At 42.1% G+C, this 26,294-nt stretch carries 21 protein-coding genes and 1 pseudogene; 2 read left to right on the top strand and 20 right to left on the bottom strand.

What is annotated here, in order from left to right; genetic code table 11:
- Nucleotides 1–229: 229 nt before the first annotated feature.
- The 5 genes from GKZ87_13690 to GKZ87_13710 form a co-directional block, all read right to left on the bottom strand.
- Nucleotides 230–676, bottom strand: coding sequence for a hypothetical protein (locus GKZ87_13690; GenBank protein ID QSI26459.1), 447 nt, complete (start codon nucleotides 674–676; stop codon nucleotides 230–232).
- A 5-nt stretch (nucleotides 677–681) separates the two neighbouring features.
- Nucleotides 682–1,779 (bottom strand): cell division protein FtsZ, encoded by a 1,098-nt coding sequence (gene ftsZ, locus GKZ87_13695; GenBank protein ID QSI26460.1) that lies wholly within the window; start codon nucleotides 1,777–1,779, stop codon nucleotides 682–684.
- Between the two features lie 22 nt (nucleotides 1,780–1,801).
- A complete protein-coding gene (locus GKZ87_13700; GenBank protein ID QSI26461.1) occupies nucleotides 1,802–3,058 on the bottom strand; it encodes a cell division protein FtsA in 1,257 nt (418 codons plus the stop codon).
- Nucleotides 3,059–3,232: 174 nt separating this feature from the next.
- The gene (locus GKZ87_13705) at nucleotides 3,233–4,651 is read right to left on the bottom strand and encodes a hypothetical protein (protein QSI26462.1); all 1,419 of its coding nucleotides are present in this window, start codon (nucleotides 4,649–4,651) and stop codon (nucleotides 3,233–3,235) included.
- A gap of 4 nt (nucleotides 4,652–4,655) precedes the next feature.
- Nucleotides 4,656–6,428: a cell wall-binding protein gene (locus GKZ87_13710; protein QSI26463.1), complete on the bottom strand. Its 1,773-nt coding sequence runs from the start codon at nucleotides 6,426–6,428 to the stop codon at nucleotides 4,656–4,658.
- A gap of 559 nt (nucleotides 6,429–6,987) precedes the next feature.
- Between GKZ87_13710 and GKZ87_13715 the strand changes: the two genes are divergently transcribed.
- Both GKZ87_13715 and GKZ87_13720 read left to right on the top strand, forming a co-directional pair.
- Complete coding sequence (locus tag GKZ87_13715; protein QSI27974.1) at nucleotides 6,988–7,929, top strand: Rpn family recombination-promoting nuclease/putative transposase; 942 nt, start codon at nucleotides 6,988–6,990, stop codon at nucleotides 7,927–7,929.
- Between the two features lie 487 nt (nucleotides 7,930–8,416).
- Nucleotides 8,417–8,608, top strand: a complete 192-nt coding sequence (locus tag GKZ87_13720; GenBank protein QSI26464.1) for a 50S ribosomal protein L28 — start codon at nucleotides 8,417–8,419, stop codon at nucleotides 8,606–8,608.
- Nucleotides 8,609–9,068: 460 nt separating this feature from the next.
- Here the strand turns inward: GKZ87_13720 and GKZ87_13725 are convergent, their stop codons facing one another.
- The 15 genes and pseudogenes from GKZ87_13725 to GKZ87_13795 form a co-directional block, all read right to left on the bottom strand.
- Nucleotides 9,069–10,694, bottom strand: a complete 1,626-nt coding sequence (locus tag GKZ87_13725; protein QSI26465.1) for a nucleoside kinase — start codon at nucleotides 10,692–10,694, stop codon at nucleotides 9,069–9,071.
- A gap of 308 nt (nucleotides 10,695–11,002) precedes the next feature.
- Nucleotides 11,003–11,608, bottom strand: a complete 606-nt coding sequence (locus tag GKZ87_13730) for a thiamine diphosphokinase (GenBank protein ID QSI26466.1) — start codon at nucleotides 11,606–11,608, stop codon at nucleotides 11,003–11,005.
- Entirely contained in the window at nucleotides 11,596–12,261 is a 666-nt protein-coding gene (gene rpe / locus GKZ87_13735; protein QSI26467.1) for a ribulose-phosphate 3-epimerase, read from the bottom strand. The genes GKZ87_13730 and rpe overlap by 13 nt, the downstream gene beginning before the upstream one ends.
- 46 nt (nucleotides 12,262–12,307) lie before the next feature.
- Nucleotides 12,308–13,177, bottom strand: a complete 870-nt coding sequence (gene rsgA, locus GKZ87_13740) for a ribosome small subunit-dependent GTPase A (GenBank protein QSI26468.1) — start codon at nucleotides 13,175–13,177, stop codon at nucleotides 12,308–12,310.
- The gene (pknB, locus tag GKZ87_13745; GenBank protein ID QSI26469.1) at nucleotides 13,174–14,907 is read right to left on the bottom strand and encodes a Stk1 family PASTA domain-containing Ser/Thr kinase; all 1,734 of its coding nucleotides are present in this window, start codon (nucleotides 14,905–14,907) and stop codon (nucleotides 13,174–13,176) included. The genes rsgA and pknB overlap by 4 nt, the downstream gene beginning before the upstream one ends.
- Entirely contained in the window at nucleotides 14,900–15,649 is a 750-nt protein-coding gene (locus GKZ87_13750; protein ID QSI26470.1) for a Stp1/IreP family PP2C-type Ser/Thr phosphatase, read from the bottom strand. The genes pknB and GKZ87_13750 overlap by 8 nt, the downstream gene beginning before the upstream one ends.
- Nucleotides 15,646–16,701, bottom strand: a complete 1,056-nt coding sequence (gene rlmN / locus GKZ87_13755) for a 23S rRNA (adenine(2503)-C(2))-methyltransferase RlmN (GenBank protein QSI26471.1) — start codon at nucleotides 16,699–16,701, stop codon at nucleotides 15,646–15,648. The genes GKZ87_13750 and rlmN overlap by 4 nt, the downstream gene beginning before the upstream one ends.
- A gap of 489 nt (nucleotides 16,702–17,190) precedes the next feature.
- Nucleotides 17,191–17,517 carry a hypothetical protein gene (locus GKZ87_13760; GenBank protein ID QSI26472.1) on the bottom strand — a complete coding sequence of 109 codons (327 nt, stop codon included), beginning with the start codon at nucleotides 17,515–17,517 and terminating at the stop codon, nucleotides 17,191–17,193.
- Nucleotides 17,518–17,635: 118 nt separating this feature from the next.
- Nucleotides 17,636–18,967, bottom strand: coding sequence for a TldD/PmbA family protein (locus GKZ87_13765; GenBank protein ID QSI26473.1), 1,332 nt, complete (start codon nucleotides 18,965–18,967; stop codon nucleotides 17,636–17,638).
- The gene (locus GKZ87_13770; GenBank protein QSI26474.1) at nucleotides 18,960–20,360 is read right to left on the bottom strand and encodes a TldD/PmbA family protein; all 1,401 of its coding nucleotides are present in this window, start codon (nucleotides 20,358–20,360) and stop codon (nucleotides 18,960–18,962) included. The genes GKZ87_13765 and GKZ87_13770 overlap by 8 nt, the downstream gene beginning before the upstream one ends.
- 226 nt (nucleotides 20,361–20,586) lie before the next feature.
- The gene (locus GKZ87_13775) at nucleotides 20,587–21,456 is read right to left on the bottom strand and encodes a DUF4261 domain-containing protein (protein QSI26475.1); all 870 of its coding nucleotides are present in this window, start codon (nucleotides 21,454–21,456) and stop codon (nucleotides 20,587–20,589) included.
- A gap of 275 nt (nucleotides 21,457–21,731) precedes the next feature.
- Nucleotides 21,732–22,373: an ATP-binding cassette domain-containing protein gene (locus GKZ87_13780; protein QSI26476.1), complete on the bottom strand. Its 642-nt coding sequence runs from the start codon at nucleotides 22,371–22,373 to the stop codon at nucleotides 21,732–21,734.
- On the bottom strand, nucleotides 22,373–24,409 hold the full coding sequence (locus GKZ87_13785) for a DUF1430 domain-containing protein (protein ID QSI26477.1): 2,037 nt from the start codon (nucleotides 24,407–24,409) through the stop codon (nucleotides 22,373–22,375). The genes GKZ87_13780 and GKZ87_13785 overlap by 1 nt, the downstream gene beginning before the upstream one ends.
- 41 nt (nucleotides 24,410–24,450) lie before the next feature.
- Nucleotides 24,451–24,630: pseudogene (locus GKZ87_13790) on the bottom strand (hypothetical protein).
- Nucleotides 24,631–25,006: 376 nt separating this feature from the next.
- Entirely contained in the window at nucleotides 25,007–26,287 is a 1,281-nt protein-coding gene (locus GKZ87_13795; protein ID QSI26478.1) for a hypothetical protein, read from the bottom strand.
- Nucleotides 26,288–26,294 lie beyond the last annotated feature (7 nt).

Here is a 26,294-nt window from a genome sequence, read left to right on the forward strand (position 1 = left end):
ACGCATATATGTGCACTTCGACAAAACCTCTTTGAATCAGACAGGAAAAAGAAATGTGATCTCTGCGTATTCAGGATTACAGAAGGATAAGTCTGCATATTCCTTCCTGTATGGCGTATATACCGCGATTTCCTGCTTCCTGTGTATAATAAAAAAGGGGCTTTCCTTTCATGTATGCCATGCAATGATAGGAAAACCTCTTTATATTCATATAGCGGGTTATGCGGCTTTAGCTTAAAATCGTTTTCTTTTTCTGCAGCATTAAAAGCTTTTCACTCAGCATTTCCTCCAGCTCCTCTACGAAGCTATCCATATCAGATGTATCATGCTCCATAAACAGCTCCAGATAAATCCGTTCACAAACAGCACGCTCTGTATCATAGGATACAAAGGAGCCGCTGAAGCTCTGCATATCCGTATAGCCCTCTACGCACAGAAATCCATCGCGTAAATCTCCTCGGATTCCCTCAAATTCAAACTGCGCAGGACTGGCAAGGACAACGGTGTGCTGCATGGCTTCCACAAAATGCCGCAGCTGGGGATTATCCTTTCTGGCCGCACTGACCAGAATAAGATCTGCCGGATGATGCTCCAGCCAGCATTCAAAACGATGCAGTACAGAGGTCGCAAATTCGTTTCGTGCCAGCATACTGTCATCAATATAATAAAATTTCATAGTTGTTAACGACGGGAGAAAAAGGATGGAATGCCTTCACGGTCATCTTCTTCCAGCTCCTGATACCGCGGCTTTTCCTCGGTCTGCACTCTGGCACTCGGCCGGGTTACAGGCTGTGTAAACACAGTCGCAGCCGGAATTTCTTCCTCTTCTTCCTCTTCCTTGTCAAAACCGGTCGCAATCACGGTTACGATGATGGAATCTCCAAGCTTTTCATTGATTGCCACACCAAAAATCGCATCAATATCATTGCCTGCAGCTTCACGAACCAGCGCCATCGCATCCTCGGCATCAAACAGCGTAATGGATTCCCCACCGGTAATGTTGACGATGGCATTGCTTGCTCCGGTAATCTGTGCTTCCAGTAAAGGTGACTGAATAGCCTTTTCAGCCGCAGCGCGAGCCTTGTCTTCACCTTCCGCCATACCGATTCCAATCAGGGCAGATCCCTGGTTTTCCATGATGGTTCGCACATCGGCAAAGTCCAGATTGATCAGTGCAGGTACAGCGATGAGATCAGTGATCGTCTGAACACCCTGACGCAGTACATTATCCGCAGCCTGGAAGGCCTCTGTCAACGGACGCCGCCCAATGACCTCAATCAGATTGTTATTGGATACAATAATCAAGGAATCCACATATTGCTTCAGCTCCGCAAGACCGTCCTCGGCTGATTTCATTCTTTTCTTTCCTTCAAAGGTAAACGGCTTGGTCACGATACCTACCGTTAACGCACCCTCCTCCTTTGCAATTTTCGCAAACATCGGAGCAGCACCGGTTCCGGTACCTCCACCCAGTCCGGTAGTGATAAATACCATATCGCTTCCCTTGATAGCTTCCCGGATTTCGTTTTCATTTTCCTGTGCAGCACGTCTGCCCATTTCCGGATTTGCACCGGCACCAAGTCCCTTGGTCACTTCCCGTCCCAGGACAATTTTATTTTCAACTGGAGAAATATTGAGTGCCTGAAGATCGGTGTTCGCTACATAGAATTCCACACCCTTAACGCCTTCGGAAACCATGCGGTTCACGGCGTTGCAGCCTCCCCCGCCAATACCAAACACTTTAATATTTGCTACCTGTTCAAACTGTAAATCGCTCATCGTTATTCCTCGCTCTCTCTTTTTATTTATCGCTTAACAGAATGCTTTTCAGTTTTTTAGTAAATCCGCCTTCTTCATCGACGGAGCTTTTCTTTGTTACCGTTTCCATAGTATCTTCTACTTCCTGCGGATTACAGCAGACGCGATCGTCCCTTCTTATCGCCATCTGTTCCCTCCAGCTATAGAACAATCCAAGGCAGGTGACAAAGGAACAGTCTCTGACACCGATGGTCTGCGGTACATAAATCTGTGCAGGCGCATTCAAATGATGCAGAAGCTGCTGCAGAGATGGAATCTCACAGCCTTCCCCACTTAACAGATAACGGACATCTCCGCTTTCTATAATAGGCGCACAGGTTTCATTGATCATATGCATCCAGTTTTTCACATGCGGAACAACCGCCTCACATGCCTGTTTTTCACTAATCTGCTTTTGTTCTCCGGATTTAGACCAGATATAAATAATCTGATCCTTGGCTGTATCCACATCAAAGGTACAGGTATTCTGCGCCAGGCGATAGCTTACATTACTGCTCAGCTGGTACTGCTCCATTAAATCCTGTAGCCATATACCATAGCCATCCTCTAGAACCTCACAGTTCACAAGCTTACCATGTGTAAACAGAGAAAGCGTTGTATGATCTCTTGCCAGATCAATCTGAATGACATATTTATCAACCGTTTGTTCAAACACAGCCGCTTCATTTGCCATGGCATAGGAATCCAGACACACATCCAGAATTTCCAGACCGGCTTTTTCTATACAGCGTGCGTAGGCGTATACTACCTCTTTATCCGCATACAGCAGATCCACATTCATGATCAGAACCTCTGCTGTTTCATCAATCGGCATTTTTCTAGATGTAATACCGTTTGTTATGTATTTGACACAGCCGATATTCACCAGCTCCAGCTCCGGATCCGGCTTAAAGCTGACTGCCTCGTTCAACCCCTTTTGAATATCGCTTAATCGTATGCGCTTACTGCTTGCCTCCGGTACAACGCTAACTTTTTTGTTATGGCGCTGTACATTTACGGAAGGGATGGCCGCAAGAACGCGTTCGATGTGATAGCCCAGGGCATCCTCAGCCTGTTTCTTAGCCTTGATAATACCGTTTACAACGTTCTGTTCATCCATGATTTTCTGTTTTTCAATTCCCTGTATGGGAGCTTTTTCCACTCTTAGAATATTAAACCGCGTTTCATAAAATTCACCGACAACCAGCCGTACTTCATGATCCGCTATTTCTATAGAGGCATATATTTCCTTTTTGTTCATAAGGTTACCTCCTTACATTCGCTGACTCTTTCAGCTTTCGGGCGTACATTTATACTCATATATGATATCATAATTTAAGCGGTTTAAAAACCATTTCCAAGGATTTCTCATAATTTTTTTCTTTTTTTTCAAAGCAGTGTGTAAAGGTCAAAATAAAGAGAGGTTTTCCCTCTCTTAATCATCAGATATATTCCTTAAAGTATCTGCTTCTGCATCCCTGCCAGAACCGGAAACAGGCCGTTTTTGGTATTTTACTGTCTTTTTCCGTCGAAAGAACAGGAATGCACTCAAGCCGGCAAGCAGCACACAGCCTCCGCCCAGGCCATATATGACCATTTTATGCTTTTTCAATGAAGCGGCCACATCCTTGCGGTACTGATCATAAGCAGTCTGTGAGATCGCTGCTGCTCCAGAATAGATCTGCAGAGTCTTTTCCGTGGCTTCATACTGATAGTAAACCATATTGCCCTTTTCATCCATTACATAAAGCAGAGCATAGTTCTCTAAAGCGGCATCGTTAAATTTCCAGCCGTTTAATTCGTATTTGTCAATCTTCACAGTTGTAAAGGTCATGTCCTCGCGTGTCTGCAGCTCCTTTGGCACATCTACGATAAAGACATTGTTCCCCAACAGCGCCATCGGACGAAGCTGTGTTTCGACTGTGTTTGTTTCCGTATTATAAATATAGTAATTTTTTTCCTTAGTCTTGTCATCCTGCAGATACACAACCGTCTTTTTCAGAAGATTGCTTTTCCATGCCTTGACCTCTTTGCCGTCGACTTTTATTTTCACCTCTTCAAATGATTTTGCAGGCTTGTCCACACCATCAAGACTGCGGACAAACCCGAGCTTTGTGCCGTTATAGGTCACAAAGACAACCGGAGTTTCATCGACATTGACAGTGATTGTGTACTCCTTTGTACTGCCATCCTCTGCCGCTACACTGACCGTGATCGTATTTTTCCCCGGTTTTAGCGATTTGGTTCCTGTACCATATACAACAGCCTTGTCATCAGCAGCCGAAGCCGATACCTTAATACTGGAGACATCACCGTTTAAATTAACGGTATACTGCGTTTTCGATGCGGAAAATTTCGGACTAAGTGTACCCTGAGACAAGCTCAGGCTTGCCAGATTGGCATTGCTGGATAGCTTCTTTTCTTCTTTTTGCGGTTCTTCTGTTTTCGGTGTTTCCGGTTTTTCAGAAGGCTGGTTATTTTGCGTCTGTGACGGTTTTGCTACAACCTGCACAGATGCAGAACCGGATACAGCGACATCCTTCTCTGTATTGTAGTCGCCCAGTGTTCCAGATGCAGATACTGTCAGCGTTCCCTCTGCGGTTGCTGTGACTGTAAACGATTGTGAGCTGTTATCCAGCCAGTAGGTACCGTTTGCAGCACCGCTGACACTGATATTACCGGCACCGCTGGAAGCACTTACCGTAAAGGTGACACTATCACCCACATAGATCGTGCTTGCACTGGCAGTAACACTTAATCCCGCCGCATACAGAAAGCCGGAAACATTCAGGATTCCGACAGCCAGTAGACATACGGCAGCCAATTTACAAAGCCTTGATTTGAATTTCGTCATTGCATTACTCCTTTATTGTACTTTTTCCCATAATATGGTTTTTAATAATAACATAATCCGCAGGAGTGATTTTACCATCCTTATTCACATCTGCCGCTGTCAGCGCTTTTCCTGTCAGTGTTGATTTTTTCATAATGTGATTTTTCACCTTAACGTAATCCGCCGGTGTAATTTTTCCATCGTTATTAACATCCCCCAGCTTATAGGCATCGTTTGCTCCTGTATCACTACCTCCGGAGGAATCACTCGTATAGCCGTTTTCAGAAAGCAGAGAGCTGTGGATATAGCCGTAGCTGCTATTGAAATTATAGCTATTTCCGGAGTAATCAATCGCACTTCTAGCACTGTTCAGCGGTGTATCCAACTGAATTTTATACCAGACATTGCTTCCGCTCACAGTTTCTCCGCTAACCTTGTCAAGAACTATAAACGCCATGTTTCCATTCTTCGGCGTCGTATACAGACTGGCGGAGGAGGTAGAAGCCTCCTTGCGGATATTGATTGCTCCCTGATCCTTAAAGACCAGTTTCTTGGAGCCTGCATCACTTCTGCTGCTGTAGCTGTCAACCTTCCACATCCAGTGTGCGGCAGTTTCCCCCCAGTATGGATCAGATGCATAGGAAACATTCATACCGCTTGCCTTGTCTCCGAGGAATGCCCCGTGATATGTGGAATATTTCGGTGTTGAATACCATAGATTGACGTAATATTTATCATGGTCGAGAATACTGTTTTGCGGTGATGAATAACCGTTTGCCTGTCCCGGATCGGAGTCTACCGCATTATGTCCGAACAGATTGTTTTTACTGGTTGCGATAGAGCTCGTTCCAAAATAACTTTCATTGACTGCAACGCCAAAGGATGCCAGTGCATTGGCGCCATATGTATTTTGATATTGAATAAAGTATTTTCCCATTTCATACATTTTAGTATCCTTTGCAGTATATAGGGAATCCAGGTAGCTCTTTACATACCCGTTTAAATCCTCAGCCGTAAAGCCTGTCTTTGTACGTGAGGATACATACTGATAATAATTATAGTACGGCTGTGATGCATTGATCGAATTCTTTCTCGTATTCGCCCTGTAATCATCGATCATCTGATGAAAGCTGGTATAGAAATAATGCCCATCATAGCTGTAGTATACCGTATTGCTTTTCATATAGCTTTGCTGCTTCCCAACCATTAACGAGCTGGTATAATACGGCTGGCGTATATTTAAGGTAATATTATGTATGATATCACCGTTTTTACATACATAGTAATTAACGGACTGTACAACATCCTCATTGTCATAATCCAGAATTTCCACCTCACTGGCATCTACCAGACCGACAACACCGGACAGCATGAATTTCACCTTGGTACCATTGCTTTCATATCCCAGGAAAGCGCCGTCAGCCGCATAATAGCCATTGGTGTATCCGGAATAGCCGGTACCGACTTCCGTATAGCTGGTATTCTTTCCGGAATCAGACTTTGTTTTGAAATTGACAACGCCGTATTTTATGTCCTTTGCGCCGCCAATGCCCCTGGTTTTCGCCATATTCTCGCGTGCTGCCTGCTCTTTTTTCGTTTGTGCTTCCAGCTTGGCAGTATCTTCGATTACGATTTTTCCATTCTCATCAATACGCTTAAAAACATGATCCTCCGGCAGCCGTGAGGAAACAGACTCCGGCTCTTTTTCTGTTGTATTCTGAGCCCCGACATATCCCTGCTGAAGCAAAACACTTCCGCAAAGCAGAACAGCTAGACCCGCAATAATTTTTTTCTTCATATCATCACATTCCCTTTTCATACAAAGCCCGTCAGCCTAATTATATAAGAAAGTAAAAGAACATGCAAATTTATTTCTATTTGAAATTCTTAATTTTTTGTGGGAATACGGCAATGCAGAATTTTATGGAAGAATTTCCCTTTAAACAGCTATGCATCACATTGTAATCACTAGCTGTTCCATCCTGTATATCGCCTGTAAACGGTCACCTTTTCCATATAACAAACAGAATCTTTTATCTCGCTGCATAGCTTTCCTAGTATAATTTTATGATTTAACATTTCCTGTATTATTGTTCACCGATATATAAGAAACAGCTTTAATTTCATAATACATAAATGAATGACTTGGTTAACAGTCTGGTAAAAGAATTGAGCAGATGTATTTTTAATGGACAATAGCATCACTTGATAATATAAATTATGAAATATATAAAGAATTTTTCTGATTTTTTAGGAGTTTTACATTTTCTTTACGTATGTAGTAGTGTAAAGCATAAGACTGTATACGAAAGGATGTGAAGAATATGCTTACAAAAGATGTAATAGAGAATAAAGAAATGAAGGTAGAGGTGCAGGAACGATTAAAATATGATAACGATATTTTTTTTAAGTTCGCTCTTGGCACAGAGGATGAAGATGCTGCGTTTATCCGTAACACCATTATTGAACGAGTGACCGGTATCCATCCTAAGGAAAGCACCGTATTAAATCCTAATCTGGATCCTGCTATTCTCAAAAAGAAAAAAATGGTATTGGACATCCGTGTGAAGGACAGCGAAGGAAGAGAATACGGCATCGAAATGCAGACTACCTATTCAAAGCAATCAGAGTTGAAACGCTTTGAACTGTACGGAGCCAGAATGTTATCGAATCAGCTTGATAGCGGAGAAAGGTATTATGATCTTCTGCCTGTTTATCAAATCATCTTTCTTGATTCCTATGCAGAACACACGAAGAAGTTAATTGATACCTATCAGATGAGAAATGAGGAAGGAGAAGTAGAAAGTAAGCGCAGTTTAATGAAGCGAATTTACATCTATCTGCCGGAGATAAATGCAATCGTCAAGCGCAAAGGATTTGAGAAGCTGAATGACTTTGAACAACTGTGCTTCCTGTTTAAAAATAATGATGAAGATGGTATACTAAAAACAGAGGAAAGGCTGGTGAAGAAGGTAATGGAAAAGTACAGAAAATTTCAAGATGCAGAAGACCTCTGGTCGATAGCGATGGCAACGCAGATACAGGAACAGCGCGAAAAAAATGCCATTTTGGATAGTTTCAAGGATGGTGTTGAACAAGGAATTGAGCAGGGGATTAAACAGGGACAAAAAGAAGGGGAAAGAACGCTGTTAAATCGACAAATGGTAAAGAAATATCATGAAGACTGCTCAACATGGTTATGTTCTTTAACAACGGAACAGCTCGACCTTGTATTCAATTTATTATTCACCTGTGATACCTTGCAGGAACTAAAGGATCAGCTTACAGGCAACAAATAATACATATAAAGCCATAAAAAAACTGTTTTATGTGAATGAAAACAGTTTTTTATGCAGGTTCTATACGAGATGTTTATGAAACAATGCCTCGAGATATGCTGATTTTATCAGGTAATACAGCACAGTATAAATAAAAGCAGGTAATTATGCTCTTTAGATTCATTTATTACCTATTCTATATAGGTGATTCATAACATTAAGATAAGACAATGGAACTATTCACAAAAAAAACTGGCAAATATCAACGAAAGTATTTTCATATTATCATATCGGGTGAAAAAGGGCATAGAAGACTATAGCAGGTCTTTCTCTAAGTCGCTTTTCATAACGCTCTTCCTAAATTCTATCTTTTTTTTGGTGAATAGTAACCTTTCTGTATATATTGCTGTATAAATTTTGAAAATTTTTGTTGCATTTTACATTATAAGATGGTATGATATCTAAGCAAATTGTGTTTTAAAGTATTGTACGGAAGGAGGTAAACGGTATGTCAAAAGTTTGTGCAATTACAGGTAAAGGCCCTTTATCAGGTAATAAACGCTCTCACTCTATGCGTGCTAGTCGTCGTAACTGGAATGTAAACTTACAGAAAGTTAAAGTCGTTGTTGATGGAAAACCTCAAACGATCCGTATTAGTGCTCGTGCATTAAAAACGCTGAAAAACAAAAAAGCTATCTAAGAGTGAATATGAAACAGGGTAAACCTGTTTTTTTCTTTTTGTTCAGATTCCTTTAGATATAAAGCATACCACTATAGTATAAAATACCATAAAAGCAGACTGTTACCTTTATGCAAGGGAACGGTCTGCTTTCTTTATACTCTTTAATATTATTTCATCTATTGATCTATATACACTATGTCCTATTTCATCTATATCCTATTTCATTTGTATATGATTTGAGGTACGACGTTTCAACTCATAGCTTATTGAATATGCTATGCTGCATTATATTGTTTTCTCACAAGGCTCATGAATCTAAATAAAGTACCGTTTCACCCATCCTCCAAATAGCAATCTGACCTCTCAAAGAGAAGTCCTAACAATAAACAATATAACTGCTTTCTGCTTTTCAGTCTTTTACCTGTTAAATAATCCAAACCTGTTACATCCTGGAAAAGAGCTGTCTTTTATATGCCTTCTATGACACATCAAATACACTGTTTCCAATAAACTCCGCAAGAATACTGCTTCTTGGCACTGCAGCCTCACTGCCATCCACAAAATAGGCAAGCAGCTTTTTCAAACGGTTAGCCTCCAGATACTGCTCCTCCTGCGGATGCACCTTATCCAGTAATGGTATAACGATTTTCTTTAGAATCGACATTTCATACACCATGGAGGAATTGAAAATAGCATCGGCCTCCTCCTGGTATGGATAGATGTTACGATCCTCTCCCTGCTTGACATTCCTCCAGAAATGGATGGTATTCTGTGCACTCCAGCCACGAAACTGATAATCTCTGGCAATGCGACGGATCAGGCGGTAATCACTTGTCGGTATGCGATTATGCTCATCCAGATTCAGATGGGTCAGTGCATTGATATAAATACGGAATTTTGCTTCCTCCGGCAAATCAGCCGAGGTTTTTGGGTTCAGACCATGGATTCCTTCGACAATCAGGATATGATCGTCATCCAGAAGAATAGCATTTTCCTTCCATTCACGCAATCCGGTTTTGAAATTAAAGACAGGCATATGCACCGGTTCTTTATGCAGCAGCTTCAGCATTGTATCATTAAACAACTCCAGATCAAGCGCCTCCAGACCTTCAAAATCATAGCTGCCATCCGGCAGCTTCGGACAGTCCTCACGATTTTTATAAAAATCATCCATAGAAATCGGAAGTGGTTTTTTCCCCAGAATCTTCAGATGGATCGCCAACCGTCTAGAAAAGGTCGTTTTTCCTGCAGAGCTCGGCCCTGCAATCAATATAAATTTCGTATGCGGATGTCCCTGTACAATTGATGCAGCAAGCTCGGCGAGTTTCTTCTCCACCATGGTTTCGCTCATCAGCACCAAATCATCCATATGTCCCTGCTGAATCTGTGCATTGAGCTGTGCAATATTTGACACACCGATCAGCCTGCCCCATGCTTCAAATTCCTGAAACACATGAAACAGCTTTGCCTGATTATGGAATCCGTTATTGGCAGAAAGCCAGATTCCCGGGGCATAAAAACGAATGGAAAAATGGGTTAGATAGGAAGTGTCCGGCAGCATGATGCCATAGAAATAATCTTCATATCCGCACAGTGTATAAATACTGCTCGTAGCACTTTTCCGGCAGCCGAGCAAATTGGCTTTGTTTTTCATTCCCAGACGGTCAAAATATGCCTGTGCCTCTACCGTGGGAACAACGCGGCGGTGAATCACTTCTTTGGCGGCTATAAGCTCCTTCATGCGTCTTTCGATTTTTCGTACATCCTGTGGCTTACAGTAGTTCTGCTTATCTATTTCACAATACTGACCGCCGCTGAGGGCATGCTCCATACGAACATGTGCATCCGGAAACAGACTGCGCACTGCCACGATGAACAGGAAATTCAGGCTGCGCTCATAAATAAGCTTCCCTGTCTCACTGTCGGCATAAATAAAATCCAGAACAGCGTTTCTTTTTACACGGTAATTCAGATCATGCAGCTTTCCATCCAGCGTAACTGCATAAACCACAGCCTGTAACGGTAATGTCTGCAGCAGCTCATGAACATAGGTACCCGCCTCACAGTGCAGCAGCTCCCCGTTTTTCAATTTCAGTTCCAGCATAGGAATACCTCCTTTTCATCAGTATATGTGCATATGGTATTGTCCATACATTTCCATTCCTGAAAACAGTCCTCTGTTGCTTTTATCATAAACTGCATCTTTTCGTGATGTGTACTCTTATTATACCCGCTTCCTTATAAAAACAAAAGAGAAAGGAAGGCAGCTTCATATGCTTACCGGGATATTGTTGGATGAAATGCGTTCACAAATGCAAAAAAGACACAAGACCACGTATCAGTGATGCTGTGTCTGATTATGATAAATGTTTTACAGAAAAGCGGGCAAAAACACTGCTTGTATTGCTTTTATCAGGCATCTCTACACTGCATCATCAGCACACGGCCGTAATGCACTGTGATTTTTGCAATTCTTCCATTGATTTCATTGGAAAGCGGATAGATGTCTGTCACCTTTAAGATCCGTTCCTTTAATGGATAGGCAACGCCTTCCTCACTGATACAGGAATCCTCCAAGGGCAGAAACGACAGATAGGTATGTTGTTTTTCTACCTCATAGGTACCCGGATGCAGCACCTTCAGAATGTTTGTATCATTCATAAGTGTTAAAGGCAGATCACGGTAAATCATTAGATGGACATTCGCCAGCTCGTGATCCAGACGGCCCCCAAGTCCGCCATACAAAATGATATCCTCATAACCAAGCTGCATCGCCGCTTCAATAGCTACCTCGGTATCGGTTTCATTTTTGTGAGAGGGCAGCTTTTCCACTTCACAAAACTGCTTGAGCTGTTCAAATTCCTCTTTGGTGATGCTATCAAAGTCCCCTACGGCTTTGCGCATGGCAATTCCCTGCCGCATACAGCATACCGCTCCATGATCCACACCGATATAATCTGCATGCTCCATAACGGGAACTGTTACACACATGCCTGCAACAAGAACTACCCTTGACATGCCAGCAGCGCATCCACAGCTTCCGCAATACCGTTTTTGAATACATAGCTTCCGGCAACCAGTGTATCTACACCTGCTGCGACAGCCAGCTTTGCAGTTTCTTTATTGATACCGCCATCGATCTCAATCCGTGTATCCAATCCCTCTTTTTCAATCTGTGCACGCAGCACACGCACCTTCTCGAGCGTATCCTCCATAAAGGACTGTCCGCCAAAGCCCGGCTCTACCGACATGATCAAAATCAGATCAATTTCCTTTAAGTGTGCAAGCAATCCCTCTACACCGGTTTTCGGCTTTACCGATACCCCAGCCTGTACTCCCATAGCACGTATTTTACGGCATAATTCCAGACAGGCATCCATATCCTTTACAGCCTCCAGATGGAAGGTGATGATATCCGCACCAGCTTTAGCGAAGATTTCCGATACCATATCCGGATTGTCTACCATGATATGCACATCCATTACCATATCCACTGCTTTTTTAAAGCCTTTGAGAAGATCCGGCCCAAAGGTCAGATTCGGTACAAAATGTCCATCCATAACATCGAAATGCATCCATTTGGCATTGCTTTCGTTTAACTCCTTCAGCTGCTCACTCGTCCTGGAATAGTCCAGTGACAAAATGGATGGAGCAATTACTAATTCCTTCATAACATATATCCTCCTTACTATTTTTATTGTATATAGCGTGTATGCGTTAATACCGCGGCTTTGCCTTTTGTATCATATCCACGATTTCCAGATAATGCGCATAGCGTTCCTTACGGATCGTCCCGTCCTCGACAGCAGCTCGTATGGCACAATCCGGCTCATTGACATGAATACAGTCACGGAAGCGGCAATCCTGTGATACAGCCTGAAAGTCCAAAATACAGGCCGCAAGCTCAGAAATATTCATGCTTGTAAAATCCAGTGAGGAAAAGCCAGGCGTATCCGCTACCCATCCTCCGGCAATTTCATGCAGCTCACAGTGTCGTGTCGTATGCTTCCCTCTCCCCAGGGCCTTACTGATTTCCTGCGTTTGCAGATGGAAGGCGGGATCTATGCGGTTTAACAGAGAGCTTTTCCCGGCACCGCTTTGTCCCGTCAACACACTGATATTCCCCTTCAGTGCCTGAACCAGAGCATCGCTGGCATAGCCCTTTCCACTCTGATATACCTCATAGCCGCTGTCGATATAATGCTGAATTTCCTCATGAATCGGATCATGCTCCGTAATGAGATCCAGCTTTGTGATACATAAGACAGGACGTATTCCCGCATAGCATACGCTGAAAATCAAACGGTCGATCAATGTTGTTGAAAAATCCGGGTCCTTGCAGGACATGACGATGATTGCCTGATCCACGTTGGCAATGGATGGGCGAACGAGTGAATTTTTCCGTGGCAGAATTTTCTGAATACCGTTTTGATCCGCAAAGCGTTCAAATTCCACTAAATCCCCGACAACCGGAGAGTGTGCCTTGCGCAGCTTTCCCATTGCCACGCACAACACGCGCTCATGCTCGGCAGTCAGTACCTCATAGCGGCTGGATACGATTTTAATGATTCTTCCTGTCTCTGTCATTCGTAGAACCGTATCGTTATAAAATTTGGATTTTCAATCTGCTGGACATATTCCGTTCCCTCACCAGGATCCACCTCTGTAACGATTCCTCTTTTTATGGTTTTCTTTTCTTCTTCACTTAAAGCATCATAGGAACGATTATCCTCTATCGGTTTCACGCCTGTCTTTTCTTTGATCAAAGCAAAAGCCTCCTCTGCCGTTTTGCCAACAACACCCTCGATTTTCCAGCTCATCAGCTGACTGACCGTTACATTTAATGTATATTCCTTATCCGGATCCAGCTTATCACCGACTTTCAAACCGCTTTGTTCCACGATATAGCCGGGATATGTGTTCGCCCGTTGCTCATAGGTGATTTTCAGCTTGATATTTGGATTCTTTTCATTCAATTCCTTCTCCACCTCATCCGGCAAGCGGTAGCTGTAATCCTTTACCACAAACCAGGTACCCCTGGATACGGTTAGCGTCAGCTTGGAGTTTTCACCGATTTCCTCTCCAGTGTTTGGTGATACACCGATGACATGATCTTTTTCCACATCATCGCTCAGCTCCCGTTTTATGGTGATGTTATCTTTTTTAAAGCCGCTGGAGGTAAGTGTCTGGATAGCTTCCTGCTGTGTTTGTGACGAAGACAGCTCAGGTACTTTAATCATTTTCTCTTTATCAAACATACCGCTCATAAATACAAATGCCGCAGCACCAATCACACATAAGCCGATGATAACCGCAAGGATGATCTTCGTGATTTTTTTATTGGCAGAATCATCCTCTTCCTCCTCCACGATCGGCTCTACATGCTTTTTACGCACTTCTGTTTTCTTTGTCTGCTTTTGCTTTCGCTGCTCCATAACCATCGTCGGCTGCGGATGCTCTTCCTCAAATTCCAGCTTTTCAACATGGGCATATTCCGGAAGCAGACAGCGGTGCAGATCATACAGCATATCCTTGGCACTCTGATAGCGCAGCTTGCGGTTTTTCACCGTGGCCTTAATGATGATATTTTCCACGGATTGCGGCAGTGTCGGATTAAAATCACGGACACTTGGAATTTCCTCCCGCAAATGCTTCATTGCAATCTGTACGGGATTGTCCCCATGAAAGGGAACACTGCCCGTCAACAGCTCATAAAACACGATTCCCAACGCATAAATATCCACCTGATTGCTCGGTGTCTCCCCCCGTGTCGTTTCCGGAGCCAGGTAATGCGCACTTCCCAAAACAGCATCGCTTTGTGTAAGCTGTACTGTATCATGTGCCAAAGCGATACCAAAATCGGTGATTTTCACTGTACCATCATCCTTGACCAGAACGTTTTGCGGCTTGATATCCCGGTGAATAATATCATTTTCATGCGCATGCTGGACAGCACTTGTCAACTGAATCATGATATTCACAGCTTCCTCTTGATGCAGTGCCCCGCGCTGGGAAATCAACTGCTTCAGTGTACGTCCGCGTACGTATTCCATTACGATATAATGACGGCCTTCAAATTCTCCGACATCATAAACATCCACGACATTGGGATGGTTCAGCTTACTGACCGCGTTAGCCTCCCGCTGAAAGCGCAGCAGTGTTACCGGATCCTTACTAAGCTCACCGCGCAGCACCTTGATTGCCACCTCACGGTTTAGGATGGTATCGATTGCGAGATACACATCTGCCATACCGCCTTCCCCGAGGGAGGACACGATCATATAGCGCTCCGCTATCATTTTACTGTTGTTATTCACGGTTATCACCATCCTGTTCTACGATGATGACACTCACATTGTCATAGCCTCCGGCAAGCAGTGCCTTATCGATCAAAAGACGAACCTTGTCCTCCACGCTGCGGGTGCTTTCCAGTATTTCACGAATGATTGTCTCACTGACATAGCCATGCAGACCATCGCTGCAAATCAACAGAGCCTTGTAATCATTTTTAATTTTGTTGATATCAATACGTACAGAATCCCAGATACCAAGCGCATTGGTAAGCATATTGCGATTGGGATGAATCGCTGCCTCCTCCTCGCTCAGCTCTCCCCGCTTCAGCATGTCCGCGATATAGGAATGATCCTCTGTCAGTGCCAGAAAATCATCCGCATACAAGCCATAGGTACGGGAATCCCCGACATTGAATATATACGTGGTTGTTTCACATTTCAGGATGCCAACCAGCGTGGTACCCATCCCCTTTTGTTCCATATTACGGGTGGATTGTGTAAAAATCAAATCATTTGCTTCCTGTATGGTATCCTGCAGCCAGTGCTTGACCTGTACATCACTGCTGCATTTCTTCATTTTTAAAAAGCTTTCCTTCATATGCTCGATTGCCAAGTGACTTGCCACATCTCCGGCAAGTCCGCCGCCGATACCGTCACAGACAACAGCCAGCAGTGCATGCTCGCCGTTTTCCAGAAAGCAGATGCTGTCCTGGTTTTCCTTCCTACGAAGTCCGACATGACTCGCTCCATAATATCGCATACTCATGACCGGCTCCCTTCCTGTTCTTTTTTCAAATGCTTTACGCGCAGCTGTCCGCAGGCCGCATCAATATCCGCACCATGCTCCTTGCGAATCGTACAGCGGACACCCTGCTTCATCAGTGCATCATAAAACACCATCGCATGGGCGTGATCCACTCCCTGAAATCCATTTTCATCCACTGCATTGTAGGGAATGAGGTTCACATAGGCATTCAGACCCTTTAACAGGCGGGCAAGCTGTGCCACATGCTCCTTCTGATCATTGACACCACGCAGAAGAATATATTCAAAGGTCAGCCTGCGGTTGTTTTCTCTTGCATAATACTGTATGGCTTCCATCAGCTCCTCCAGCGGATAGGCGCGGTTAACCGGCATCAGACGATCGCGCAGCTCATTGTTTGGCGCATGCAGAGAGATAGCCAGATTGTACTGGGTATGCTCCTTGGCAAATTCGTAGATTTTCGGAACAACGCCACAGGTGGATATGGTAATATGGCGGGCACCGATACCAAGTCCTCGGTCATGGTTGACAGTTGAAAGAAAATTCATCACATTATCGTAATTGTCAAACGGTTCCCCCGTTCCCATCACAACGATATGACTCAAGCGGTCATCAAAGGTATCCAGATCACGCTGTACATACAGTACCTGGGCAACCATTTCCCCGCTTGTCAGGTTTCTTTTTTTCTTCGTCAGACCACTGGCACAGAAGGCACAGGCCATATTACAGCCTACCTGGGAGGTAACACAAATGCTCTTGCCATAATCAAACTGCATCAGCACGCTTTCTATCAAAGAGCCATCCTCCAGTGCGAACAGATATTTCGTCGTTCCATCACTCGCCACCTGTTTGTCACGCAGTTCAAGAGGAGTCAGGGAAAACTGCTGCTTCAGCGTTTCTCTGGTATCCTTGGAGAGATCACTCATGTCATCTATGCTGACTGCACGTTTCCGGTACAGCCATTGAAAGATCTGATGTGCGCGGAATTTTTTCCAGCCCTGCTCCAGAGCCATATCGCCCATCTGATCATATGTAAAATCATATAAACTTTTCATTTTATCACCGTATCCTATTTTACCATAGATTTCATGAAGGAACCAAGGAGTTTCCATTTCTTAATAAAGTTTTCAGAATCCTATGCTATGGAGGGGAATGAAATTCACTTAGAAGGCAGAAAGGAAGGATACCATGATTTATGAAAAGTGGCTCATATAACAGGGGCAACTGTTAGGCAGCTGCATGTATTTGAGATTGAATAAGTAAACTCTTTTCTCTTTCTATTTTTCTTTTTTTATTCATGATGGAAATAAAAAATTTTTATTTTTTTTCGGAGTTTTGCATATTTTCTTCGTATGTAAGTATGTAGGAGGTTCATCGGTATGCAGAACACTTACTTCATGCACCAGGTGAAAGGAGGAAGGATGGAATATATGTTCTGGATTCTCATGGCACTGATTAGCATTACACCATAAGTGCTGCGGAAGCTAGGAAACATCTTGTACATCATTCTGAAATATAGACGGCGGCATAAGTAGACAGATTTCTCAGTATGGTAGATACATAGATACTGGGATGATACTGCAGCGGGAAGGAGGTGTAACTGCCATTTCATTTTCATAACTCCTGGATTTGGTACCTCTTACAACGTCAAAAGGGACAGAGTCACGTTTGCGAGTACTCTGTCCCTTTCTTGCGGCCTTTCGGCCTCTGGATTTGGCGTCCTTATTATAAAATATTCCTGATGCTACTTCAACGTTTTTATTATTTTCATAATAAAATTTTTTTATCGTATAGAAGATTGCAATTTTTTCAGTCATATATATTTTTGTGTTTATATACATATACCAGTATTTATCGTTCTCTTTACGCATTCCCTAACAAGGTTGACTGCATGCGGGAAGACACAGGCTATACAGTGCTTGCTCTGCTTGCAGTAAAGATAAATTTTGTGATTTATACAGGTGTATCAAAATGCATGTAAGGTGATTATTATAAGCCACTGACAGAAAGAGATGTAAACAATATGCTCGGGGATCCGATAGAGCTTGCATTCAGCTTGCCATCATTACCCAGCATTGCGATATCCTTCATGGCATCCAGGAAGTTTCCGGCAATCGTAATCAGATTCACTGGACGAAGCTTTTTTCCATCCTTTACATACCAGCCCTGTGACTGCAAAGAAAACTCCCCAGTCATCGCATTCAATCCTGCATGAAGTCCGGTAATTTCTGTAACGATGATGCCCTCTTTCATTGAAGCAATCATATCCTCAACGCTGGCATTTCCGTTTTCAATATACAGATTACTTGGCGCAATCCCCACATTGGAGGCATAGCCTGCCTTAAACCCGTTTCCTGTTGACACAGCGTTCATCAGCTTCGCAGATTTCAGATTATGCAGATAGTTTTTTAATACCCCCTGCTCCACCAGTGTTTTTTTCCTGCAGGCAACACCTTCATCATCAAAGCTTCTGGAATTATAGCCATCCTCCATGAGAGGATCATCCACAATCGTGATAATGTCACTGAATATCTGCTTTCCCATACTGTCATTCAAAAGAGAAATCCCCTTATACGCACTCTCGCCGTCAAACATACCGCTGAATGCCTGCAATAAATCAGCCATTGCCTCTTTATCGATCAGCACCGGGTACGCTGCACTTTTTACGCTTTCACCATGCAGCTTGGCAAGCACCTTCTGACTTAACCCCTGCGCAAATGCGAAGGCGTCTATATCAGATGCATCATACAGATACCGCCAGTCACTTGCGATTTTTGTATCCTCGCCATCCTTTGCCATAACGGAAGCACTGATAAAGGCAATATGCTGTTCGTCATGCAAATGAACTCCCTTTGTATTGTCAATGGAAATTTGAACATCCACCTCACCATAGCTGGTGTTCATGACCTGGGATATTCTGGCATCCGATTCCTGCAGCTGCTTTTCAATATCCTTCAGAAGCTGAATTTTTTCCTCATCCTGCTGCTCTTTAATGGTACAGGTACGCTGGTTGAGCTGCGGGTAGGAAGAATCCCCTGCATATATTTCCACTTCATCTTTACAGGTAATCGCCTCTGCGTTTTCCTTTACCTGTTGCAGTGCATACTCCATCAGGCTGTCATCATCCTGTTCAAGAAAGCAAAGCCCTATATTGCCGGCATACATACCGCGTAAGGAAATACCGTTGCACTCACTGATCGTATAGCTGTCAACGCTTCCCTCATATAAACGAATGGAGGTGGATCTGCTTTTCTGTTCATAGATTTCCAAATCCTCAATTCCCACATCCCCTGCTGCCTTCAGCCACAGCTCCTTATGCATGTCCCTTACCTCCTTCACTGCCGCCGACTGTCATTTCACTGACACGTATTGCCGGCTGTCCAACATCTGTCGGAATACTGCCGCTGGTTGAACCACACATACCCTGGGCACGTTTCAGGTTTCCTGCGACACGGTCAATTTTCAATAAGGTATCCGAACCGTTTCCGATAAGGGTTGCGCCCTTTACCGGATGTGTGATTTTTCCATCCTCAATCAGATATGCCTCGCGCACTGCAAAGTTAAAATCACCGGTTGGCTGTACACTGCCGCCTGCCATCGTTTTGGCATAAAGACCGTATGGTGTTTCCTTTATCATATCCTCCAGCTGATCCGTTCCGTTTAAAAGGAAGGTGTTCGTCATTCGGGATGTTGTTTCATATTGATAGGATTGCCGTCTTGAGGAAGCAGTAGATGGCATATGTAGACGGCGTCCATTCAGAGTGTCTACCAAATAGCTTCTTAAAATCCCCTTTTCGATCAGTACTGTACGACGGGTAAAATTTCCCTCATCATCGATGTTTGCACTTCCCCATGCATTCGGAATTGTGCCGTCATCAACCGCTGTTACACACTCACTTGCGATTTTCTGTCCGAGCTTTCCTGCAAAATTGGATTGATTTTTCGCTACGCCGCGGGCTTCCAGCGAATGTCCGCAGGCCTCATGGAAGATAACTCCGCCAAAGCCGTTGTCGATAATGACCGGCATGACACCGCTTGGACATGGTTCGGCATACAGCATCGTCATTGCAATACGGGCTGCCTCTTTCCCGATTTCCTCGGGCTTGTGCGTTTCATAAAATTCCATTCCCTCACTGCCGCCGGGAGAACAGCTTCCCGTTTCCCGCAATGCACCATCCTCAGCGACAGCAGATACCGCCATTCTTGTACGAATGCGCACATCCCGGATGTATTTCCCTTCCGAATTGGATATTGCCACGTGCTGCTCATCATCCTGATAGTTTACAATCGCCTTTTTAACGTGTTCATCATAAGCGCGGGCAGCTTCACTGGCACGCTTCATAAGCGTCACTTTCTCCTTCAGCGGCGTATCCTTTGGAATACAGCGTATCGGATGCGCATTTTCATAAAAGACCTCCTGCAGCTGCACCTTGCTTGCTGTCTTTTTCTGTTCACCAAGGCTGGCCGCAAGCTTTCCTGCGAACTGCTTCAGATTTTCTTCTTCTGTATCATTGGTGTATCCGTATACGGATTCCAAGCCATGATAAATCCGCAGACCCAGGCCGTAACGGATTCCGCTGTTTGTACTTTCTACATCGTCATTCAGCATGGAAATTCTCGTACTGTAATTGGTTTCTTCAAAGATTTCCGCAAAATCACCTGCGGTACTGCAGGCAATTTCCAGTACGGTTTCCAGTATGTTTTTCTCTAACATAACGTCACCTCTCATCTGTTCATCATTATACGCCTTTTGCAGGAGCATTTGCAATCAAAAGGAGATGGGGATGCTTGCGATTCCCCGAAAATGCAGATGATTGAGAAGAAGACGATTCTTCATTTCTGTATACTTCTCACGCTTTTTCTTACTATATTCCCAATCCAGGTTTTTTTTAAAGTTATCATTTATCAGTGAATTAGCTCGCAGTTCAATATTCTATTCATCACTCTTCATTGCGCTTTCCAGAAGCAAACTCTCCAGGATTCACGTCAATCACAACCCGCTTTGGCAGGATCAGGGCATCCTCATGCTGACAGCGCCAGCGTTCCTGCGCAGTTCTTCCATCCATGGTATCGCCATCCCGTATGACATCTTTTCCGGATGTATACAAATAGGATGCAAAATTATACAAATACCGGACTATAAAATTCACATCCAGATCATGGAAATGGCATTGCAAATCACAGAGACCAAGTGCGGTAAATCCGGTGGTATCCACAACCTTATCCTGGCTATCCATGATGTTAAACAGACGCACATTCACACCGCCATCCAGAAAATGGAGAGCCGGATCACTCCAGCCGCTGCTTATCCATGCAGCTCTGGGAACAATTTTCCCTGCATGAGGCCAATACATGGCGATTGCCTCCGGATAGATTTCCATCATGATATCCGCAAAGACTGCCAGTATTTCACAACGCTTGCGCAAAGGAAGCCCGCCAGCCATGAAATCAGAGAACATGATCTCATACTGACAGCTTTTAAGCAGTGCATCCACATCCTCACATGTCCAGCATTGCTGCAACACCATATCTGATAACGTCGTTTTGTCAAATACAATCGGCTGCGTAATCAAGAGCTGCGATGGTACCTTTATCTCATCCTTATAGGTTACCTTATGATCCGTTAGTGCATAGGAATACATACCATTTTGTTCCACGACGGTGTCCACATTGTTAAAGCGTTGAAGCAGCAGCTCCAGAATCTTGTCATTACGGATTTCAACAGGCTCCTTTAACAACAGCTTTATATAATATACATTTGCAAAATCCTCCATGAAGGCATCCATGGAAATACTTTTTCTATCTTCCATACATTCTCCTTTTATCTAAAAAAGTACACAGTACGGTTGTCCGTATACCCGTACTTCCTGTATCAATAGCTCCAGTATACCGTATTTTGTTTCTCTTTTACATAGATATTTGTAATCCTTATTTATGTCTGTAAAAAAAGCTAATACAGTTTTTTTCTTGTTTCAGCTTTTCAAATTTATTTAAAGGTTAAATTTTAGCGAAGATACTGTGTAAATTTATCTGAATATAAGTCGCTAAAAAAATGATTTTAAGAAATTTCAATGCCTTTGTTTTTTCAGTTCTTATTGAGCCATATAATCTCATCACAGCGCTCCGCAAGCACTGGATCGTGCGTAACCATAATCACTGTCTTTCCTTCCTGATTCAAATTCCGCAGGATGGAGAATACGATATCTCGATTTTCTTCATCCAAATTCCCTGTCGGCTCATCCGCTAGAATCAGCTCACAGGGCTTCACCATCAGCTTTGCCAATGCAATACGCTGCTGCTCACCCCCGGATAGCTGACAAACATTCTGCTCCTCAATACCGGATAATCCGACTTTTTCCAATGCCCGTGCTATGCGTCTCTTTTTTTCTTCCTTACCAGCTTTTACGTATTCCATAGCACTCATCATATTCCATAATACCGTATCATTATCCGATAAACCATAATTTTGAAACAGGAAACCTATGGTATAACGAAGCTTCTTTATCGCTTTGCTGCTATTTGCACAAAGTGTTATCTCATCATATAGCACTTCCCCTTTGCTTGGACGCTCCAACAGACCGATGATATTGAGAAGGGTCGTCTTCCCACAGCCACTTGGCCCGCATATGGCAACCATTTGCTTGACTGGCAATGTGATTGTCAAATCATTTAAAACTGTTTTCTTACCATATATATGCGTAATATTCTTTAACACGATTGACTTCATCAGATATTCACCTCCCTGCTTTGCTTCCGTATACCTTTATCCTTTATATATACAAACAGCATCGATGCAATCAAACTAACAATCAGAAAGACACAAGTGATTTTCCAATCCTCCTGCTCATGAAGTAATGCGATTACAAATACAAAAGGGGCGCTCAGCTCTGTAAATAATCGTAGGTAAACCCTGAAAAAGGAGGTTCCCTGTACCCGTCTAACAAAAATGCGCTGTCGAAAGGATAGCAGATACAAATACGTATACTCAGCCATAATCAGCAGAATTAACATTCCGGAAGGTATAAATACTGCCCCTTGTAGAAGCAATTCCTTTGTCAGAAGCTGTAACCGCTCTTGAATACGTTCATTACTGTTAACAAGCTCCAAATTTATTCCATTATGGACAGAGGTCAAAATATCCTGTTGATTCACATCCAGATATACAAAATTTGCCACCTTTTTACCTAAACGGAAGGCATCATCACTGTATACAACATAAAATAAAGGGGATGTAGTTTCCAGCATATTATCCAATAAGGAAAAATCTACTGCATTTGATTGATCATCCTGAATATACAGCTTTTCAATTTGATTATCATATGTCTCAATAGCGCTGACGTCTGTGTTTTTCATAGATACTGGTAGTAGAATATATACGGTATCCTTTTTATTTTTCAATTTCACACGACTGCCGTCCTGCATTCTGAGAGCAAATCGTTTTATATAATTCAGATTCACTTCCGCATATGGCTGCAGTTTCTCACCTACGGGAATCACACCTTTTTGATAAAAGATTCCACCAGCTTTGTTTATCATTTCATATTCATTCAGATGTACATAATACATATCATTTTGGATTGTTTTTTTATTTTTATAGTCTTCCTCAATGGAAGCTTCATCATAGCCATCAAAACGAAACCCGTCTTGATAGTCAAACGCATACACATAGGAATCTAGCATTTTGCGTTGCTTGAAAAGTACCTGAAGGGTTGGAAGATTCTGTTGCATCCGCTGCCATGCAGCCGTACACATTGGCATGAGAATAAGGAGTGAAAGAACACCATATATATAATTCAAATTCATAAAGCGCCTAGTAAAATTTTTGTTTTTAATAAATGCATAAACAGGGCTGCGCAGTATCAATAATACGGTGATTGCAAATACGAGAAGAATACCAAATAGAAATCCTATCCAGAAGAAGGAAAGTAAAAGAATCGCCTCATACGCCTGTCTTGATACAGTACCTATCATCCAAATATGAGCAAGGACCATGCTGATAAATGATACTGCAAAGATTTGAATAAACAGCTTCTGATACAGTATTCTACCTATTCGTAACCCTGAAATCCCCATGCTTTTTAATATTCCGATAGCTTTCAATTTCTGATTCACCAGCATGATAAGAAGAAGCCCAAGCAGCAAAAAGCTTATTATGCACATGGGTATAATGTTTTCCATAAGATAGGCTGATAACGTAAATTCATGTCTTTCAAAAGCTCCTAACTCCTGGATAGCACTTGAATATTGCTTGGAAATATCCGCAAGAAATGCATTTTTTTCTTCTTCCTGATCATACCACAGCCTGTAATCTCCAGCCAAATTCTGAAATCTCTGATTCAAATCTTTGAAAGGACGTATGATGAATCGAATATCCTGATTGAATAAGTGCAGACTGTTTTGTTCTGTATCATATCGCTTTTGATTATCATACGTAATATCGTTATCACTAATTTTGTTGATATCCATGATTTTGAAAATATCGTAGGGACTGTATAGATACCATATATATTCAGAATTATTATATTCACTCCGTTCCACCGCACAGTTATACTCTTTTGAAATTTGCACAAGATCATTTAAAAACTGTTCATTATCATATCCCTTTATATTTGGCATTACTTCAAAAAATGTTGATTTTTTTTCTTTTTCCAGTCCGAAGGAACCCGGTATATCAGATAAATCACGTTCATTGTATGCTGATTTCACGCAGAAAACGACAAGAATCTGCAGTATGCAGACTAGCATAAATAAAATTTTCTTCATATTGCGACAAGAAAACGGTACAATTTCGTACCGTCTATGTTCTATGCTTGCCCCCCTCCATGTGTATGATAATCATATGGTCCTGCAGTGTATCTAGAAACAATTTTTGAATACTGTGTGCCTGTGTTTGTTTCAGTGGCTCGATTTGTAACTTTAATTGTTGATTTTACCTTAATTCTTCCATTAACACTATATGAAGTCCAATGCTTCCGTGTTAAAGTTACATATCCCCCTTGGTATGTATGAAAAGATGAACTTTGCGTAAACTCATCTGCCGCAACACTCATGGTACATAACATAAAACCTGTGATTAAAGATAAAAATAATTTTTTCATAATTCTTTACGTGTTTACACAAGATGGCGGTCACACGTTCCTCCTTTTACTCTTCTACAATAATACCTCCACCTCTTGCCTGTATACCTGGACCTTCCACATTAACTGTACCTGAATACATAAATGCCAGGCATAGAAGTGACAAAATCAGTTTTTTAACAGCTATCATATTTCTCCTTGTGCTATATACTAAGTATAGCTTCAATTTTAATAACCAACAAGCTTTTTACCAAAACATAAAAAATCTTATTATTTTTCTCTTTTATCTCTGATTTTCTTTTGTTTTTTTACGGATATATGCATAGAAATCATAAACTGCCTTATAACCCTTTCCATTTTCACATAGTACTTCAAGCTCTTCTTCTACTATTTTCAAATAGAGCTTATCGTTTATTTCAAGAAATGGCAGGACCTTTTTTATTATATATTTCTTTTGATTTTCGCTGTCTCCCACTTTAAAATTGTGAAAAAAAGCGTATACGATCCAATCAACAGTATCTCCCTTTGTTATATCATCAATTTCTAAATATTCAAATGGTATGGAATGGTTTAGCATACGATATGCATGACAAATACAGATTGCGCATCGCACAAGCTTTATATCCGAAAGCTTTATAGCTTCCTTTAAACATTCAATACTCTTCTCATATTTACCTGCATATAATAAAATAGTACCAAGATTCATATATCCATTATATTTTTGATTCAAAGTTAATTCTTCATTCTCTGCCAGCATATATTTCATTTTCTTGATATATACTTCTGCCATTTCAAGATCTAAATTGATATAAATTGATAACAGCTTCGTATATAGATAATAAAGCTGAATCCAATTTTCTGTCTTCAGAAATACTGCTTCTAATTCTTTTCCAGTATCCAAAACCCTTAACATCTTCCCATTCCGCAAATCCTCAGTCATCGCAAACAATTGATTGGGCAGCAGTTTAGAGGCATGATAATCATATTTATCCAGTATATATGCTATTTTTTCATCTTCGTGATGATTGGCATATACAAATAGATAATACATTGCTAGTTGTTTTAGCTCATTTTCGAACACGACGGTCACCGCATCAAGATGATAAAAATCTTTTTCTGAAATCATGTTATTTCTAGCTATGAAATACACACATAGGATTTCAAATAACCACAATACCTCGCCATAATAAAGAACATCTTTACAAGGTCTAAGCTTTCTACATGCACTCTTTAATACATAGATGCATTCCTCTTCCTTTCTAAAATCCATAAGTGCTGACAATTTGTATGCTGTATCATTTATTATCTGATTCCACTCCGTATTTTCTACCGCCTTTTTTTGCAATTTTGTTACAGCAAAATTATAGATATCATCTCTTACCAGCATGCTTTGTTTTTCCAGACCGCAATATAGCTTTGAAGAGCATATCGGAAGCTTTGTTTCATCATTCATATAAAACATAATTTGTTGCCACTTACCATCCTTCGTTTCTTTTAAATACTTATTTCTATAATACGGTATTAGAATATTTAATTTCCTTTTATAATCATTTGTAAACCCCATATACCTT

The organism is Erysipelotrichaceae bacterium 66202529, from assembly GCA_017161075.1.
GTDB lineage: Bacteria > Bacillota_I > Bacilli_A > Erysipelotrichales > Erysipelotrichaceae > Clostridium_AQ.

Excerpts from the sequence above, each read along its gene's own strand:
- GKZ87_13785 (QSI26477.1), bottom strand. The coding sequence starts at position 24,409 with ATGAAGAAAATTTTATTTATGCTAGTCTGCATACTGCAGATTCTTGTC.
- GKZ87_13690 (QSI26459.1), bottom strand. The coding sequence starts at position 676 with ATGAAATTTTATTATATTGATGACAGTATGCTGGCACGAAACGAATTT.
- ftsZ (QSI26460.1), bottom strand. The coding sequence starts at position 1,779 with ATGAGCGATTTACAGTTTGAACAGGTAGCAAATATTAAAGTGTTTGGT.
- GKZ87_13770 (QSI26474.1), bottom strand. The coding sequence starts at position 20,360 with ATGTTAGAGAAAAACATACTGGAAACCGTACTGGAAATTGCCTGCAGT.
- GKZ87_13725 (QSI26465.1), bottom strand. The coding sequence starts at position 10,694 with ATGCTGGAACTGAAATTGAAAAACGGGGAGCTGCTGCACTGTGAGGCG.
- GKZ87_13730 (QSI26466.1), bottom strand. The coding sequence starts at position 11,608 with ATGTCAAGGGTAGTTCTTGTTGCAGGCATGTGTGTAACAGTTCCCGTT.
- GKZ87_13720 (QSI26464.1), top strand. The coding sequence starts at position 8,417 with ATGTCAAAAGTTTGTGCAATTACAGGTAAAGGCCCTTTATCAGGTAAT.
- GKZ87_13705 (QSI26462.1), bottom strand. The coding sequence starts at position 4,651 with ATGACGAAATTCAAATCAAGGCTTTGTAAATTGGCTGCCGTATGTCTA.
- GKZ87_13760 (QSI26472.1), bottom strand. The coding sequence starts at position 17,517 with ATGCGTAAAGAGAACGATAAATACTGGTATATGTATATAAACACAAAA.
- GKZ87_13710 (QSI26463.1), bottom strand. The coding sequence starts at position 6,428 with ATGAAGAAAAAAATTATTGCGGGTCTAGCTGTTCTGCTTTGCGGAAGT.
- rpe (QSI26467.1), bottom strand. The coding sequence starts at position 12,261 with ATGAAGGAATTAGTAATTGCTCCATCCATTTTGTCACTGGACTATTCC.
- GKZ87_13775 (QSI26475.1), bottom strand. The coding sequence starts at position 21,456 with ATGGAAGATAGAAAAAGTATTTCCATGGATGCCTTCATGGAGGATTTT.
- GKZ87_13715 (QSI27974.1), top strand. The coding sequence starts at position 6,988 with ATGAAGGTAGAGGTGCAGGAACGATTAAAATATGATAACGATATTTTT.
- GKZ87_13780 (QSI26476.1), bottom strand. The coding sequence starts at position 22,373 with ATGAAGTCAATCGTGTTAAAGAATATTACGCATATATATGGTAAGAAA.
- GKZ87_13765 (QSI26473.1), bottom strand. The coding sequence starts at position 18,967 with ATGCATAAGGAGCTGTGGCTGAAGGCAGCAGGGGATGTGGGAATTGAG.
- rsgA (QSI26468.1), bottom strand. The coding sequence starts at position 13,177 with ATGACAGAGACAGGAAGAATCATTAAAATCGTATCCAGCCGCTATGAG.
- GKZ87_13795 (QSI26478.1), bottom strand. The coding sequence starts at position 26,287 with ATGGGGTTTACAAATGATTATAAAAGGAAATTAAATATTCTAATACCG.
- rlmN (QSI26471.1), bottom strand. The coding sequence starts at position 16,701 with ATGAAAAGTTTATATGATTTTACATATGATCAGATGGGCGATATGGCT.
- GKZ87_13750 (QSI26470.1), bottom strand. The coding sequence starts at position 15,649 with ATGAGTATGCGATATTATGGAGCGAGTCATGTCGGACTTCGTAGGAAG.
- GKZ87_13700 (QSI26461.1), bottom strand. The coding sequence starts at position 3,058 with ATGAACAAAAAGGAAATATATGCCTCTATAGAAATAGCGGATCATGAA.